The 13,748-nt window shown below is 68.1% G+C and carries 14 protein-coding genes; 3 read left to right on the top strand and 11 right to left on the bottom strand.

Going from position 1 to position 13,748, the window contains the following annotated elements; all coding sequences use genetic code 11:
- Positions 1-5: 5 nt before the first annotated feature.
- Entirely contained in the window at positions 6-485 is a 480-nt protein-coding gene (locus ACFWP0_RS03910; protein ID WP_377839825.1) for a carboxymuconolactone decarboxylase family protein, read from the bottom strand.
- A 214-nt stretch (positions 486-699) separates the two neighbouring features.
- Here ACFWP0_RS03910 and chrA point away from each other — a divergent pair, with 214 nt between their 5' ends.
- Entirely contained in the window at positions 700-1,956 is a 1,257-nt protein-coding gene (gene chrA / locus ACFWP0_RS03905; RefSeq protein WP_377839823.1) for a chromate efflux transporter, read from the top strand.
- On the opposite strand, the gene ACFWP0_RS03900 is transcribed toward chrA, so the two are convergent.
- Together ACFWP0_RS03900 and ACFWP0_RS03895 are read right to left on the bottom strand one after the other, a co-directional pair.
- Positions 1,953-2,747 (bottom strand): enoyl-CoA hydratase, encoded by a 795-nt coding sequence (locus ACFWP0_RS03900; protein ID WP_377839822.1) that lies wholly within the window; start codon positions 2,745-2,747, stop codon positions 1,953-1,955. The genes chrA and ACFWP0_RS03900 overlap by 4 nt on opposite strands.
- 55 nt (positions 2,748-2,802) lie before the next feature.
- Positions 2,803-4,005, bottom strand: coding sequence for a multidrug effflux MFS transporter (locus ACFWP0_RS03895; RefSeq protein WP_377839820.1), 1,203 nt, complete (start codon positions 4,003-4,005; stop codon positions 2,803-2,805).
- A gap of 87 nt (positions 4,006-4,092) precedes the next feature.
- Between ACFWP0_RS03895 and ACFWP0_RS03890 the strand changes: the two genes are divergently transcribed.
- Positions 4,093-4,413, top strand: a complete 321-nt coding sequence (locus tag ACFWP0_RS03890; protein WP_377839819.1) for a SelT/SelW/SelH family protein — start codon at positions 4,093-4,095, stop codon at positions 4,411-4,413.
- A 78-nt stretch (positions 4,414-4,491) separates the two neighbouring features.
- Here the strand turns inward: ACFWP0_RS03890 and ACFWP0_RS03885 are convergent, their stop codons facing one another.
- The 3 genes from ACFWP0_RS03885 to ACFWP0_RS03875 form a co-directional block, all read right to left on the bottom strand.
- Positions 4,492-6,018, bottom strand: coding sequence for a tripartite tricarboxylate transporter permease (locus ACFWP0_RS03885; RefSeq protein WP_377839818.1), 1,527 nt, complete (start codon positions 6,016-6,018; stop codon positions 4,492-4,494).
- Between the two features lie 3 nt (positions 6,019-6,021).
- Complete coding sequence (locus ACFWP0_RS03880; protein ID WP_377839817.1) at positions 6,022-6,492, bottom strand: tripartite tricarboxylate transporter TctB family protein; 471 nt, start codon at positions 6,490-6,492, stop codon at positions 6,022-6,024.
- Positions 6,493-6,664: 172 nt separating this feature from the next.
- On the bottom strand, positions 6,665-7,840 hold the full coding sequence (locus ACFWP0_RS03875; RefSeq protein ID WP_377839815.1) for an MFS transporter: 1,176 nt from the start codon (positions 7,838-7,840) through the stop codon (positions 6,665-6,667).
- Between the two features lie 108 nt (positions 7,841-7,948).
- Here ACFWP0_RS03875 and ACFWP0_RS03870 point away from each other — a divergent pair, with 108 nt between their 5' ends.
- On the top strand, positions 7,949-8,437 hold the full coding sequence (locus ACFWP0_RS03870) for a MarR family winged helix-turn-helix transcriptional regulator (RefSeq protein WP_377839813.1): 489 nt from the start codon (positions 7,949-7,951) through the stop codon (positions 8,435-8,437).
- Between the two features lie 15 nt (positions 8,438-8,452).
- Here ACFWP0_RS03870 and ACFWP0_RS03865 read toward each other — a convergent pair whose 3' ends face one another.
- From ACFWP0_RS03865 to ACFWP0_RS03845, 5 genes are all read right to left on the bottom strand, one after another.
- Positions 8,453-8,932 carry a DUF1348 family protein gene (locus ACFWP0_RS03865; RefSeq protein ID WP_377839811.1) on the bottom strand — a complete coding sequence of 160 codons (480 nt, stop codon included), beginning with the start codon at positions 8,930-8,932 and terminating at the stop codon, positions 8,453-8,455.
- A 59-nt stretch (positions 8,933-8,991) separates the two neighbouring features.
- Positions 8,992-9,570 carry a TetR/AcrR family transcriptional regulator gene (locus ACFWP0_RS03860; RefSeq protein WP_377839810.1) on the bottom strand — a complete coding sequence of 193 codons (579 nt, stop codon included), beginning with the start codon at positions 9,568-9,570 and terminating at the stop codon, positions 8,992-8,994.
- A 78-nt stretch (positions 9,571-9,648) separates the two neighbouring features.
- Positions 9,649-12,120 (bottom strand): TonB-dependent siderophore receptor, encoded by a 2,472-nt coding sequence (locus ACFWP0_RS03855; protein ID WP_377839808.1) that lies wholly within the window; start codon positions 12,118-12,120, stop codon positions 9,649-9,651.
- A 111-nt stretch (positions 12,121-12,231) separates the two neighbouring features.
- On the bottom strand, positions 12,232-13,245 hold the full coding sequence (locus ACFWP0_RS03850; protein ID WP_377839807.1) for a FecR domain-containing protein: 1,014 nt from the start codon (positions 13,243-13,245) through the stop codon (positions 12,232-12,234).
- Positions 13,245-13,706 carry a sigma-70 family RNA polymerase sigma factor gene (locus tag ACFWP0_RS03845; RefSeq protein ID WP_377839806.1) on the bottom strand — a complete coding sequence of 154 codons (462 nt, stop codon included), beginning with the start codon at positions 13,704-13,706 and terminating at the stop codon, positions 13,245-13,247. The genes ACFWP0_RS03850 and ACFWP0_RS03845 overlap by 1 nt, the downstream gene beginning before the upstream one ends.
- Between the last annotated feature and the right edge of the window lie 42 nt (positions 13,707-13,748).

Below are 13,748 nucleotides of genomic sequence, written 5' to 3'. Positions count from 1 at the left end.
CGCGTTCAACTCAGGCCGGCCTTGTCCAGGCCATAGGCCTTGTCGGCCGATCCCGGCACCGTGCGGAACGCCACGTTCAGCCGGTTCCAGCCGTTGATGCCGATGATGCGAAAGCTCAGGTCGGAGATCTCGCTTTCCGACAGGTGCGCGCGCACCGCTTCATACACGGTGTCGGGCACTCCCTGCGGCGACAGCGTGGTCAATGCCTCGGTCCATTCCAGCGCGGCGCGCTCGCGCGCCGAGAACAGGGTGGATTCGCGCCAGACGGCGATGTGGTGCAGGCGCAGCTCGCGTTCGCCATGGATCCTGGCTTCCTTGACGTGCATGTCCAGGCAGAAGCCGCAGCCGTTGATCTGCGACGCGCGGATATCGACCAGATAGCCGAATTCCTGGATCACGGGCACATTTTTTCCCGCCATGCTGAAGTCCAGATACTTCTTGGACATGACTTCCGACACCTGAAAATAATTCAATCGCTGGCTCATGGACATACCTTTACGACTTGCTGTTTTTGATGAAAAGCGAGCTCGCAGCATGCGCCGGATTGGTCCATGGAAAAAGTGCCATAAATGGTGTTTTGATATGGGCCATGTGCGTTCTTTTTGTATTCAACCCGATTGAATCGCCGGCGCGGCCCGGCTATAAGCTTGGAGCAGGGGCCTGATATCCCGTGCCCCGCCAGCCGTGAAGCCCAAGTCCATGCCGCACCCCCCATCGCATGACGAACACGTCGCCAGCAAGCCCGCCACCGACGCGCACACGCAAGCCGGACGCGGCTCCTGTCTGGAAGTGTTTCTGATCTTTCTGCGCCTGGGCCTCACCTCGTTCGGAGGGCCGGTGGCCCATCTGGCGTACTTCCGCACCGAATTCGTGGACCGGCGCCGCTGGCTGGACGACTACGCCTATTCGGACCTGGTCGCCCTGTGTCAGTTCCTGCCCGGGCCGGCCAGCAGCCAGATCGGCATGGCCATCGGCCTGCGGCGCGCGGGCTGGTCCGGCATGGTCGCGGCCTGGGTGGCGTTCACGCTGCCGTCCGCGCTTGCCCTCATCGGCTTTGCGCTCGGATTGGCGCAGTTCGGCTGGCTGTCGGGGTCGGCCGCCATACACGGGCTGAAGGTCGCGGCGGTGGCGATCGTCGCGCAGGCGGTATGGGGCATGGGGCGCTCCTTGTGCCCCGATCGCGCCCGTGCCGCCCTGGCAATCGCCGCCGCCTTGATCACCGTGGTCCTGCCCACCGCGCTGGCCCAGCTGGGCGCCATCCTGCTGAGCGCGGTCGTGGGCGCGGCCGTGCTGCAGGTGCCGCCCCGGCCCATTCTGGCCAATCAGGCGCAGCGCGTATCGCGCCTTGCCGGCTTTGTCTCGCTGGGAATCTTCGTGGCGCTGCTGGCGGGCCTGCCGGTCTGGGCCATCCTGGCCGATACCGCGCTGGCCGGCCAGATAGCCGGGTTCTATCGCGCGGGCGCCCTGGTGTTCGGCGGGGGGCATGTGGTGCTGCCGCTGCTGGAAACCGCGTCGGTGCCGACAGGCATGGTGTCCAGCGCCGACTTCCTGGCGGGCTACGGCGCGGCGCAAGCCATGCCCGGCCCCTTGTTCACATTCGCCGCCTTCCTGGGCGCCATGTCGTCCGGGCCCGTGTCGGGCTGGGCGGGCGGGCTGATGCTGCTGGCCGTTATCTTCCTGCCGGGCGCGCTGCTGCTGACGGCCGCCTTGCCCTTCTGGGAAAGCCTGCGCCGGCGGCCCGGCGTGCGCAATCTGGTCGCCGGCGTGAACGCCAGCGTCGTCGGCATTCTGCTTGCCGCCTTGTACGATCCGGTCTGGACCAGCGCCATCCAGGGCAAAGCCGACTTCGGCCTGGCCGTGCTGCTGTTCGCCCTGCTGGTCTACGCGCGCTGGTCGCCCGCCTGGGTGGTGCTGCTGGCCGCGGCGGGCGGCTGGACGCTGGGCTGGCTGGCCTAGGACCGCCAGCGGGCAGGGCGCTTTTGCAGGAAGGCGTCGATGCCCTCGCAGGCATCGGCTTCCATCATGTTGCGCGCCATCACGTCGCCCGCGTAGTCGTACGCGTCGGCCAGCGCCATCTGCCGCTGCTTGTAGAACATGCGCTTGCCGTAGCGCACGGCCGTGGGGCTTTTCGCGACGATCTCATCGACCAGGCCGCGCACCCGCGCGTCCAGCTCCGCCTCGGGCACGGCGTCGTTGATCAGGCCCCAGTCCGCCGCCTGGGCCGCGTCGATGAAGCGCGCCGTCATCAGCATCTCGAAGGCGCGCTTGGCCGAAACATTGCGGCTCAGCGCCACCGCGGGCGTGGCGCAGAACAGGCCGACGTTGATGCCGGATACGGCGAATCTGGCGGTGTCCGCGGCCACGGCCAGGTCGCAGCTTGCGACCAGCTGGCAGCCGGCCGCGGTGGCAATGCCATGCACCTTGGCAATGACGGGCACGGGCAGCGCCTGCAAGCCCTGCATGACGTTGCCGCATTTGCGGAACAGCTCGCGGTAGTAGTCCAGCTCGGGCTGGCTGCGCATCTCGCGCAGATCGTGTCCGGCGCAGAAGGCGCGGCCCTCGGATTGCAGCACCACGCAGCGCACGCCGGGGTCTCGCGCCAGCGCGTCGATCTCTGCTTGCAGCGCGCCCAGCAGGGCCTCGGACAGCGCGTTGAATTGCGAAGGGCGGTTCATGCGCAGCGTCACGACGCCGCCCTCGGCGCTGCGCAGCAGCGGCGGCTGGTCCGCCGGTTGTTCTATGGACATGTCGCCTCCAGGAAGGGGTGTCCCTGGATACTAGCGCACGGCGGGCGGCCCCGGCTCAGGCGCCGGCGGCCAGGCGCCGGGCGATGGCCGGCGAAAGGCACATCAGCGGCGCCACCATCGCCGCGCCGATCAGCGCCATGGCCGCCTGGGGCGCCATGCCGCTGTCCAGCAGCAGGGTGGCGATGACGGCCGAGCCGCTCATCTGGAACAGGCCATACACCGCGGCGGCGGTGCCGGCGCGCTCGGCGAAAGGCTCCAGCGCCAGGCTCAGGCCCGACCCCAGCGCCAGCGAAAACCCCACCGTCAGCACGGCCACCGGCAGCATGAAGATCCAGGCCGACAGGGGCGCCCACTGCCACGCGCAAAAATGCATGGCCGAGGCCGCGAGCAGGGCCGCCATGCCCACGCGCACCATGGTGTGGCGTCCGTAGCGCGAGATGAACGCGGGCGCCAGGAAAAATGCGGCGATGTTGATCGCGGCATTGCCGCCGAACCACGCGGCGAACCCGAGTTCCGAATACCCCAGCTGCTGCACCAGGACCACGGGCGCGGCGGATACGAACACCAGGATCATGGCCATGCCGGCCGCGCCGAACATCGCAAAATAGAGGAAGCGGCCGCTCGCGACGATGGGCGCGTAGCGGCGCAGGCTGTAGAGCGCGCCGTGCGGCTGCGTGGGCTTGGCGCGAGTTTCCTCGAATCGCCCCGCCAGCAGCGCGGCCAGCGCCAGCGAGAACACCGCCATGAAGACGAAGGTGCTGCGCCAGCCCGCATGCACCGCCAGCACGCCGCCCAGCATCGGCGCCAGCGCCGGCACCGAACACAACGCGCCGTTCAGATAGCTGTACACCCGGGCGCCCACGGCCGGACTGAAACAGTCCCGCACCGCGGCAAACGCCACCAGGGACGCCGAACATGCGCCCAGGCCCTGGATGACGCGCGCCGCATAGAACATGTCCAGCGACGTGGCGGCCGCGCCCAGCGCCGAACCCAGCAGATACGCCAAGGCCCCGCACAGCGCCACCGGCCGGCGACCATAGCGGTCGGCCAGCGGGCCGATCAGCATCTGGCCCAGGCCCACCGCGAAGATGAACAGCGTGATGCTGGCTTGCAGCGCGCTCATGGGCTCGCCGAAACCGTCGGCCATGACGGGCAGGGAAGGCAGGTAGATGTCGATGGCCATCGGCGTGAGCGTGACCAGTCCCATCAAGAGACCGATCAGCCAGCGTTGGCCTCGGGGAGTTAGGGCAGACTTCATTGCAGGCTCTGGGCTCATTGCGAACCCGGGAAAACCCGACATTATCCATGATCGCCCGCGCCCGGGCTCGCGTAGAATATTTTGCCTATGAACCCGCCCGCCTTGCGTCCTCGCATCGTCATACTCTACTGCACCCAGTGCCAGTGGCTGCTGCGCGCCGGCTGGATGGCCCAGGAACTGCTTTCCACTTTTTCGACCGACCTCGGCGAAGTGGTGCTGCAGCCCGGCACCGGCGGCATCTTCCAGATCACCTATAACGGCGACCTGATCTGGGACCGCAAGAGCGACGGCGGCTTCCCCGAGGCCAAGGTGCTCAAGCAGCGCGTGCGCGACCGCCTCGACCCGGGCCGGCCGCTGGGCCATATCGACGGCCACGCCAACGGGCCCGTGACCGGACCCGATACCTGAGGCTCGCGGCCCCGGCGAAAAAAAGGCCGGTCCCCATCGAGACCGGCCAACGCTGCACTACCCCATAAGAACTGCCGGCTATGCGGCGGATTCCGCGTGCTTCAAGGCCTCCCGCGCCTTGCGCTGCCGCAGCGCCGACACCGCCAGCAATGCGATCAGCGCCACGCATGCCAGGATGAAGCTCAGGCTGATCGGACGCGATACGAAAATCGACAGCTCGCCGCGCGACAGCAGCAGCGCGCGCCGGAAGTTCTCTTCCACCATGGGTCCCAGCACAAAGCCCAGCAACAGCGGCGCCGGTTCGAAGCGCAAGCGGATCAGCGCGTAGCCCGCGGCGCCGAACAAGGTCACCATGCCGACATCGAACAGGTTGTTGTTCGTGCTGTAGACGCCCACGCAGACAAAGAACAGCGCGGCCGGGAACAGATAGCGGAAGGGCACGGTAAGCAGGCGCACCCACATCCCGATCAGCGGCAGGTTCAACAGCAGCAGCAAGACGTTGCCGACCCAGAAGCTGGCGATCAGCCCCCAGAACATGTCGGCGTGTTCGATCATCATCTGCGGACCCGGCTGGATGCCGTGGATGATCAGCGCGCCCAGCATCAGGGCCATCACCGGATCGCCCGGAATGCCCAGGCTCATGGTCGGGATGAAGCTCGTCTGCGTGGACGCGCTGGTTGCCGCCTCCGGCCCCGCGATGCCCTCGATGGCGCCGCGTCCGAAGCGGCGCGGTTCGCGCGCAACCTTCTTTTCCACCGCATACGAAATGAACGACGCGATGGTCGGGCCCGTGCCCGGCAGGATGCCGAAGGCCGCGCCGATCGCCGTGCCGCGCACCAGCGCGCCGCGCGACTGCTTGATGTCGCCGGCTTCCGGGCGCATCGACTTCATGCTGACCTTGGCCGCCGTGACCTTGCTGTCGCCGCCGATGCGGTTGATGTTCTTCAGGAAGTCCGCCACGCCGAACAGGCCCATGGCCAGCGCCACGATCTGCAGGCCGTCCGAGAGCTCCAGGATGCCGAAGTGAAAGCGCATCGTGCCCGTGTTGACGTCGGTGCCCACCACGCCCAGCAGCAGCCCGACCACCACCATCGCCACGCCCTTGATCGCGGAACCCTTGGCCAGCGTCGCGCCGGCCAGCAGGCCCAGCATCATCATGGAGAAGTACTCGGCGGGCCCGAACTTGAAGGCCACGTCCACCAGCATCGGCGAAAACAGGATCATTGCCAGGATGCCCACCGAGGCGCCGCAGAACGACGAGAACATCAGCATGAACAGCGCGGAGCCGGCCTTGCCGTTGCGCGCCAGCGGATTACCGTCCAGGCACGCCACCGCATGCGACGCGGTGCCGGGCAGGTTCAGCATGATGGACGTGATGCCGCCGCCATACTGCGAGCCGTAGTAGATGCCCGACAGCATCACCAGCGCCGCCGTGGGCGTCATGGTGTAGGTCAGCGGCAGCAGGATGGAAATGGCGGCCAGCACGCCCATGCCCGGCAGCACGCCGATCAGGTTGCCCATGAACACGCCGAAGATGGCCCACATCAGGTTGTCCAGCGCGAACGCGACGGAGAACCCATGCATCAGGTTATTGAAGATTTCCATCGATCAGCCCCAGCGGAACAGCGGAAACTGCAGCTGCAGCGCCCACGAGAAAACGGCCACGCCCAGGATCGTGACGCCCGCCGCCAGCAAGGCCGCCGTGCGCCAGGTGTGCTGGCGGTCGCCCATGGCCGAGATGAATACCAGCGCGAACGTCGCCGGCACCAGGCCGCCGAACTTGCCGAGCAGGATGAATGCGAACAGGCCGCCGATGATGCAGCCCCAGCCGCGCCATTCGGGCGGCGGGATCTCTTCGGCGTCCTCCTCGGCCACGGCGGGCGAGGCCGCCATCTTCGCGATGATCAGGCCCAGCAGGACCAGCAGCACGCCCAAAATGGCCGGAAACATGCCCGGCCCCATGCGCGCCAGGCTGCCCAGGGTGTATGTGGATGCCTGCGCGATGGCGCCCAGGCCCAGCACGATCATCGTGCCCGCGGCCCATGCCTCGCGCCGGACGGCGCTGCGTTTTGATTGCATGGTCTTGTCCTCCCGTTGTTGTGCTTTTGCCTGACGTTGCTCTGAACAAAAGCTGACATTGCAATGAATGCGGGAGTCTAAAAATCCAAACTTCCGTTCACCTTTCAGGCAAAGCGGAAATTGCGCCGTGGACCTTTTTAATCGCCAAACCGGGGGAAATCCCTAGTCCGTTTTATGGCACGGGCGTGGCGCGCCGAGGACCGAAGCGCATCGCCATGGCGAACAGGGCCACGCAGATCCCCGCCATCAGCATCCAGGCCGGCGTCAGGTCGGCGAGGTGCTGGCGGATCAGCCCCGCGGCGAACGGGAACAGCGCCGCGATCAGGTAGCCCACGCCCTGCACGAAGGAGGCGAGGCGGCCGGCTTCGGCGGGCGTGCTTGCGTGATCCATCGTCACGATCAGCGACAGGGGAAACAGCGCGCCAATGCCCAGCCCGGCCAGCACCGCCGCCGGCCACGCCAAGGCTGCGGGCGCGGCGATCCAGCCGGCCAGCCCCAGGAACAAGGCGCCGATCGCCACGGCCAGGGCGGGCCGGCGGTCGGGCAGGCGGCCTATGAAGCCGGACACCAGCAGGCCGGCCAGGATCTCCGCCGCGGTCACGCCGCCCAGCAACTGGCCCGCCGCCAGCGGCGTCCAGCCCAGCGCGGTGTAGTAGGGCGGCAGCCAGGCCAGCACCAGCGTGTAGGCGCCGGTGCCCAGCCCGAAGAACGCGGCCAGCAGCCAGACGCGGGAACGGGCCGTGCGCGCGGCGCCCGCCATGGCGGGCTTGGCGGCGTGCACCGACGACGACGAAACCCGGGTCGCCGCTAGCCAGCAGGCCAGGGCCAGCGCGGCGGGCCAGGCCCACGCCGCCATCGCCCGCAGCCAGCCGGCGTGTCCGGCCATGACCGGCGAGGCGACGCTGGCGACGGCCGCGCCGCCCATGATGGCCGTGGAGTAAATGCCCATGATGCCGCTGCTGGCCGCGCCAAAGCGGACCTTGATGAAGCTGGGCAGCAAGGCCTGGGTGGCGGCGATGCCCAGGCCCGCGGCGATGCCGGTGGCCAGCATGAGGCTCGTCTGCCCGGCCCAGAGGCGGGCGGCCGTGGCCGCCATGATCAGCGCCAGGCCGGCGGCAACGCCTTGCTGCTCGCTCATCGCCCGGCGCAGCGGCGCCGCGCCCAGCGCGCCCAGTCCCATGACGAACACGGGCAGGGCGGTAAGAAGCCCCGCGGCGGTATCGGACATCCGGGTTGCCGCCTGCACCAGATCCAGCAGCGGCGGCACCGAGGCCAGGACGGGGCGCAGGTTCAGGCCGACCAGGATGATGGCGAACACCTGCCATGCGTTCAAACGAAAAAAGGACACGGTTGCTCCAATCCGAAATTCCCGGCGAGATGGCGGGCGATTCGGTAAACTATCTCGACGTCAAGATATTTGGATTGTATCTTGACGTCAAGATAAATGGAGAATGCCGTGGACAGAGCAAGTCGCGCCGTGGCGCAATGGAATCGCGAACGCCCCGAACTGGACGTGTCGACCATGCGGGTGCTGGGAAGGCTGGCCGAATGCGCGCTGGTGATCACGCGGGACCGGATCAATCCGCTGTTCGCGCAGTTCGGGCTGCAGCCCGGCGAATTCGACGTGCTGGCGACGCTGCGCCGCAGCGGCAAGCCTTATGCGTTGACGCCCACCGCGCTGTACGAGGACGCCATGATCTCGTCGGGCAGCATGACCAACCGCATCGACCGCCTGGAGAAGGCCGGCCTGGTCGCCCGCACGGCGAATCCCAGCGACGGCCGCGCCACCCTGGTCATGCTGAGCAAGCGGGGGATCAAGCTCATCGACGAGGCGGTGGTGGCGCACCTGCACAACCAGGCGGAGGTGCTGTCGCCCCTGAATGCCGCCGAACAGGAACAGCTGAGCGGCCTGCTCGGCAAGCTGTTGCAGGCCTACGAGGAGTAGGCCTGGCCAGGCGTTCTACAGGCCCAGTTCCGACAGGCCCGGATGGTCATCCGGGCGGCGGCCCAGCGGCCAGCGGAACTTGCGGTCCGCCTCCTTGATGGGCAGGTCGTTGATGCAGGCATAGCGGTTGATCATCAGTCCGTCTTCGCCGAATTCCCAGTTCTCGTTGCCGTAGGACCGGAACCAGTTGCCGGAATCGTCATGCCATTCATAGGCATAGCGCACCGCGATGCGGTTGTCCGTGAACGCCCACAGCTCCTTGATCAGCCGGTAGTCCAGCTCACGCGCCCATTTGCGCGCCAGGAAGGCGCGCGCTTCGTCGCGGTTCGTCACGAACTCCGCGCGGTTGCGCCAATGCGTATCCACGCTGTAGGCCAGCGCCACCTTGTCGGGATCGCGGCTGTTCCAGCCGTCCTCGGCCAGGCGGACTTTCTGCACGGCGCTCTTGTGCGTGAAGGGGGGTAGGGGCGGGCGGGTTTCAGTCGTCGATGTCATGGCGGGGCCTCGTGTACAGGGGTGGAAAAGCGGGAAGGGAAAGCCTGGCTGCGCGCCGCTCAGCCGCTGCTGGCCAGCAGCGTGGCCGCCGCGCGCTCCGCGCTGTCGGCGATGGACAGGTCGCCCGTGACCATCGCCACGGCGATGGCGCCGTCGATCAGCACCAGCAGCTGGCGCGCGCGCTCCTCGGGCCGCGGCAGGCCGGCATCCTGGACCAGCGCCAGCACATGGGCGAGCAGCCGTTCCTTGTGCTGCCGGGCAACCGCAAGGATGGGGCTGGCCGGATCGCCGGTCTCGCCGGCGGCATTGATGAATGCGCAGCCCCGGAACCCCTCGGAAGCAAACCATGCGCGCAGCGCGTCGAAGATCGACAGCAGGCGGGCGTGGGGAGTCGGCGCGGCCGAGGTGGCCGTCACGAACCACTGCATCCAGCGTTCGTCGCGCGCCTGCAGGGCCGCGGCCACCAGGGCTTCCTTGGTGGGGTAGTGCTTGTAGATGCTCTTGCGCGCCACGCCCGAGGTCTTGACGATGAGATCCATGCCGGTGGCGCTGATGCCGCCGCTGTAGATCAGCGCTTCGGTGGCGCGCAGCAGCTTTTCCTGCGTGGCGGAGGGGGAATCTGGCGTGGTGGCGGACATGGAGAATGATCGTTCTAGCTGCAATGCGCAGATGGTAGAACGATCATTCTCCAACGTCAAGCGATCAAGCGCCTCGCGTCACCAGTTGTACCGCAGCGTGGCGAGCACCACGCGGCCAGGCCCGTAGAAGCACAGGTTCACGTTGTTGCAAGAGGCCACGTACTCCTTGTCGAACAGGTTCGACGCATTCAGGCTCAGGCTGGCGCCCTTCATGGACGGGCTGGCGCGGCCCAGGTCGTAGCGGATCGCGGCATCGGCCAGCGTCACGGAGGGCACCTTCACGGCGTTGTCCAGGTCGCTGAACGTGGTGCCCAGGTAGCGGGCGCCCGCGCCAAAGCCCAGGCCGGCCAGCGGTCCCGCATCGATCGTGTAGTCCACCCACAAGGACGCCATGTGCTTGGGCACGCCGGCGAAAGGCGCCTTGCCGACCTGCTCGGGGTAGTTGCTGGATACCGTCTTGATGTCGGTGTAGGTGTAGGCGGCCACGATGCCCAGGTTGCGGGTCAGGGACGCCTTGCCTTGCAGCTCGAAGCCTTCGGAGCGCACCGCGCCCGTCTGCACCTGCGAATTCGCGTGCTCCGGATCGCGCGTCAGCACATTGCGCTGCTCGATCTGGAAGACCGACGCGGTCACGAAGCTGTCGTAGCCCTTGGGCTGGAATTTCACTCCCGCCTCGTACTGCTCGCCCTTGGTCGGCCTGAACGGCGTGCCGTCGAACGTCGTGCCCGCCTGCGGGCGGAACGAGGTGGCGTAGCTGACATATGGCGCCAGCCCGGTGTCGGACAGGTACACCATGCCGACGCGGCCGGTGAACGCGTTGTCGTTCTGCTGCGTGCGGGTGCCGGTGAGGTTGTTGCGGGTGCTGGCCTCGGACCAGTCCATACGCCCGCCCGCCGTCACGACCACCTTGTCCATGATCTTCACCTGGTCCTGCGCGTACAGTCCAAGCTGGCGCATGCGCTGATAGGTGTCGTTGTAGATGGGCGGCGCGTCGATCTGGTAGCCGTAGACCGGATCGAAGGGATTGATGGGCGGCACGCCGTCCATGCCGAAACCCAGCTGGGTGTCGAAGGTCGACTGCTGGTAGTCCAGGCCCATCAGCACGGTATGCGCGAACGCGCCCGTCCGGCCTTGATACTGCAGCTGGGTGTCCAGCGCCAGCGTGCGCGCCTTTTCCTCGGAACTGAAGGCGTAGCGCTGCAGCGACTGGTAGTCGGGCTCGCCGCCCGGCAGCGTGCCCCATCCCAGCTCCGAAATCAGCGCGCGATAGTGCGTGCGGTTCTGGTTGTAGCGGGCATTCTGGCGCAGCGTCCAGCTGTCGTTGAACTTGTGCTCCAGCAGGTAGCCCAGCATCGCCTGGTCCTTGTCGTAGCGGTCGAAGTCGGGCTCGCCGGAGAAGAAGCTGCGCGAAATCCGGCCGTAGGGCGTAGGGGTGAGGGTGCCCACCGACGGAAGCCATTGGTCGGTGGAGCCCGCGCGGATGCGCTGGAAGTTCGTCAGCACCGTGAAATGGGTGGCGGCGCTGGGCTGCCACGTGAACGCCGGCGCGATGAAGGCGCGCTTGTCGCGCACGGTGTCCACTTCGGTATCGGCGTTGCGGCCCTGGCCGGTCAGGCGGTACAGCCATTGCCCGTCTTCGGTCGCCGGGCCGCTGAAGTCAAAGCCCACCTGGGCGCGGCCGGGATCGCCGGTGGTGAACTCCACTTCGCGCAGCGGCGTTTCGGTGGGCCGTTTGCTGACCTGGTTGACGATGCCGCCGGGCTGGTTCTGGCCATAGAGCAGGGAAGCCGGCCCGCGCAGCACTTCCACGCGCTCCAGGGCGTAGGGGTTGACGTCGTACGAGCCGTAGTAGCGGGTGGCCAGGGCGAGTCCGTCCAGGTAGATGCCCTGGTTCGACGCCGCCACGCTGAAGCCGCGCACGGAGATGTTCTGGTGGCGCAGGTCGTCGGCGGTCTCGGCCCGCACGCCGGCTTCGTAGCGCAAGGCCTGTTCGGTCTTCTGGACCGCCTGCCATGTCATCTGGTCGCGCGTCACGACGGAGATCGATTGCGGGGTCTCGATCAGCGGAGTGTCGGTCTTCGTGCCGGTCATGCTGTAGCGCGCCACGAAGCCATCCATCGGCCCCCACGCGCGGCCGGACAGGGCATTGCCCGCCACCTCGATCGGCGCCAGCGTGGCGACCGGGCCCGGACCCGCCGGCCGCAAGGCGTAGCTGCCATTGGGTAGGCGCTGCGCCGCCAGTCCCGTGCCGGCCAGGAGCGCGGCCAAGGCTTCTTCAGCGCGGTAGGCGCCGCTCACGCCCGCGCTTTGCTTGCCTTCCACATCCGCCGCGGCGTAAGAGAGCATCAGGCCCGACTCGCGGCCGAAACGCTGCAGCGCGTCGGCCAGCGGGCCGGCCGGAATCCGGTACGTGGCCGCGGCGGCTTGCGCCTGCGCGCTGGCGGGGGAAAGCAGGGCGGCGGGCAGGGCGCCGGAAATGCTCAGCGCCAGCGCCAGGGCGCGCAAGGACGGACGCGGGACGCGCCGGGCCAGGGAGACGGGATGACTCATGGGGTTCTCGTTTTCGTAGGAGGTGACGATAGGACTTCAGCTCCTATGCCACGCGAGATCGAAAAACCCATCACACGAAAGCCCGGAATTTGAAAATTCCTTGAAGATCGGTCAGGCGGCGCCTTCGCGCGGCCCCAAGGACACCCAGTAGCGCGTCAGCGAGCGCACGCGCACCGGCAGTGTCAACGCCAGCGTGTCCAGCACCTTGCCGGTGTCGTCCAGCGGGTACACGCCCGACACCCGCAGGCTGGCCACTTGCGGGTCGCAGCGGATGACGCCCGGGCGATACCGCGCCAGCTCCGCCAGGAACTCCTCCAGCCGCATGTTGTGCGCCGCCAGCACGCCATCGCTCCAGCTCAGGTCTTCCGGAGAGCTCGGCGTGGGCAGCTCGACCAGCGCAGCCGTGAACGCGGCGTGCTGCCCGGCCGCCAGCTCGCGGCGCAGATCCGGCGCGCCCGCCGGCGTGAGCAGGAGCGGTCCGGTCAGGGCATGGGCCACGCTGCGGGCGGCCTCCAGCCGCAATGCCAGGCGCGACCCCGGCGTTTCCACCTCGCCGTGCCGGGTCTGCACGATGAAAGGCGGCGCGCCTTCGGCCCGCAGGGCGTCCACCATGATTTCACCGCGGGCAAGGCGGATCCGGCGTTCGCCGCCCGTCCCGATGTCGATGGCGCTGTCGGTATTCAGCAGGACCCGCGAGCCGTCGGGCAGCGTGATGCGGCGTTGTTCGCCCACCCGCGTGCTGACGTCCGCCAACAGCGGCTGCCACGGTTCGGTCCGCACGCCCCACCAGGCCGCGCCGGCGCCAGCCGCCAGCAAAGCGGCGGACTTCATGAAGCGGCGGCGGCCGGATCCGGCCGGACAGGCCAGCGCGGCATGCGCCAGGGGCGACGACAAGCCGGCGACGTCGCCGGCGCAATGCTGCAAGTGGTCCCAGGCGCGAGCGTGCTCGGCGTCGGCCTGCACCCAGGCCCGCCATCCAAGCTGCACGTCCGGGCCGACCTTGTCGGCGCGCAGGCGCACGAACCAGTCCACCGCCTGCCGCGCGACCGCCTCGGCGATCGGCGTGGCGGGAACAAAACGCGACGGATCGGCGGCGCTCGCGGCAGGGTCTCTTTGGCTGGTCATCAGAAAAAGCACTGCAGCAAGGCACGGGCCACATAGCGCTGCACCGTCGGCAAGGACACGCCCAGCGCCCGCGCAATCTCCGACTGCTTCATGCCGTCCACCTGCGCCAGCAGGAAGGCCCGCCGCACGGGCGCGGGCAGGCCGCCCAGGCGCCGGTCGATCTCCACCAGCGTCTCCAGCACGATCGCCCGGGTCTCCGGCGAAGGCGCCTGGGCTTCAGGCAGGTTCGCCAGCGTGCGCAGAAAGGCTTGCTCGACGTCGCGGCGCCGATAGAAGTTGGCCAGGATGCCGCCTGCCACCGTGGACAAAAAGGCGCGCGGCTCGCGGATATCGGGGCGCGCCTGCACCAGCACGCGGACAAAGGTGTCATGCGCCAGATCTGCGGCGTCGGCCGCGCTCCCCAGGCGCTTGCGCAGCCAGCCCAGCAGCCAGCCGTGGTGGCTCGCATACAACGCCGTCATCGAATCCGCTGAGGGAGGAGGTGGGGATTCGGTCATGGCGCG

It is taken from the genome of Achromobacter sp. NPDC058515 (assembly GCF_042721735.1).
GTDB lineage: Bacteria > Pseudomonadota > Gammaproteobacteria > Burkholderiales > Burkholderiaceae_B > Achromobacter.
Note: the sequence above shows the minus strand (reverse complement) of the source record. Positions and strands in the feature narration are given on the sequence as shown.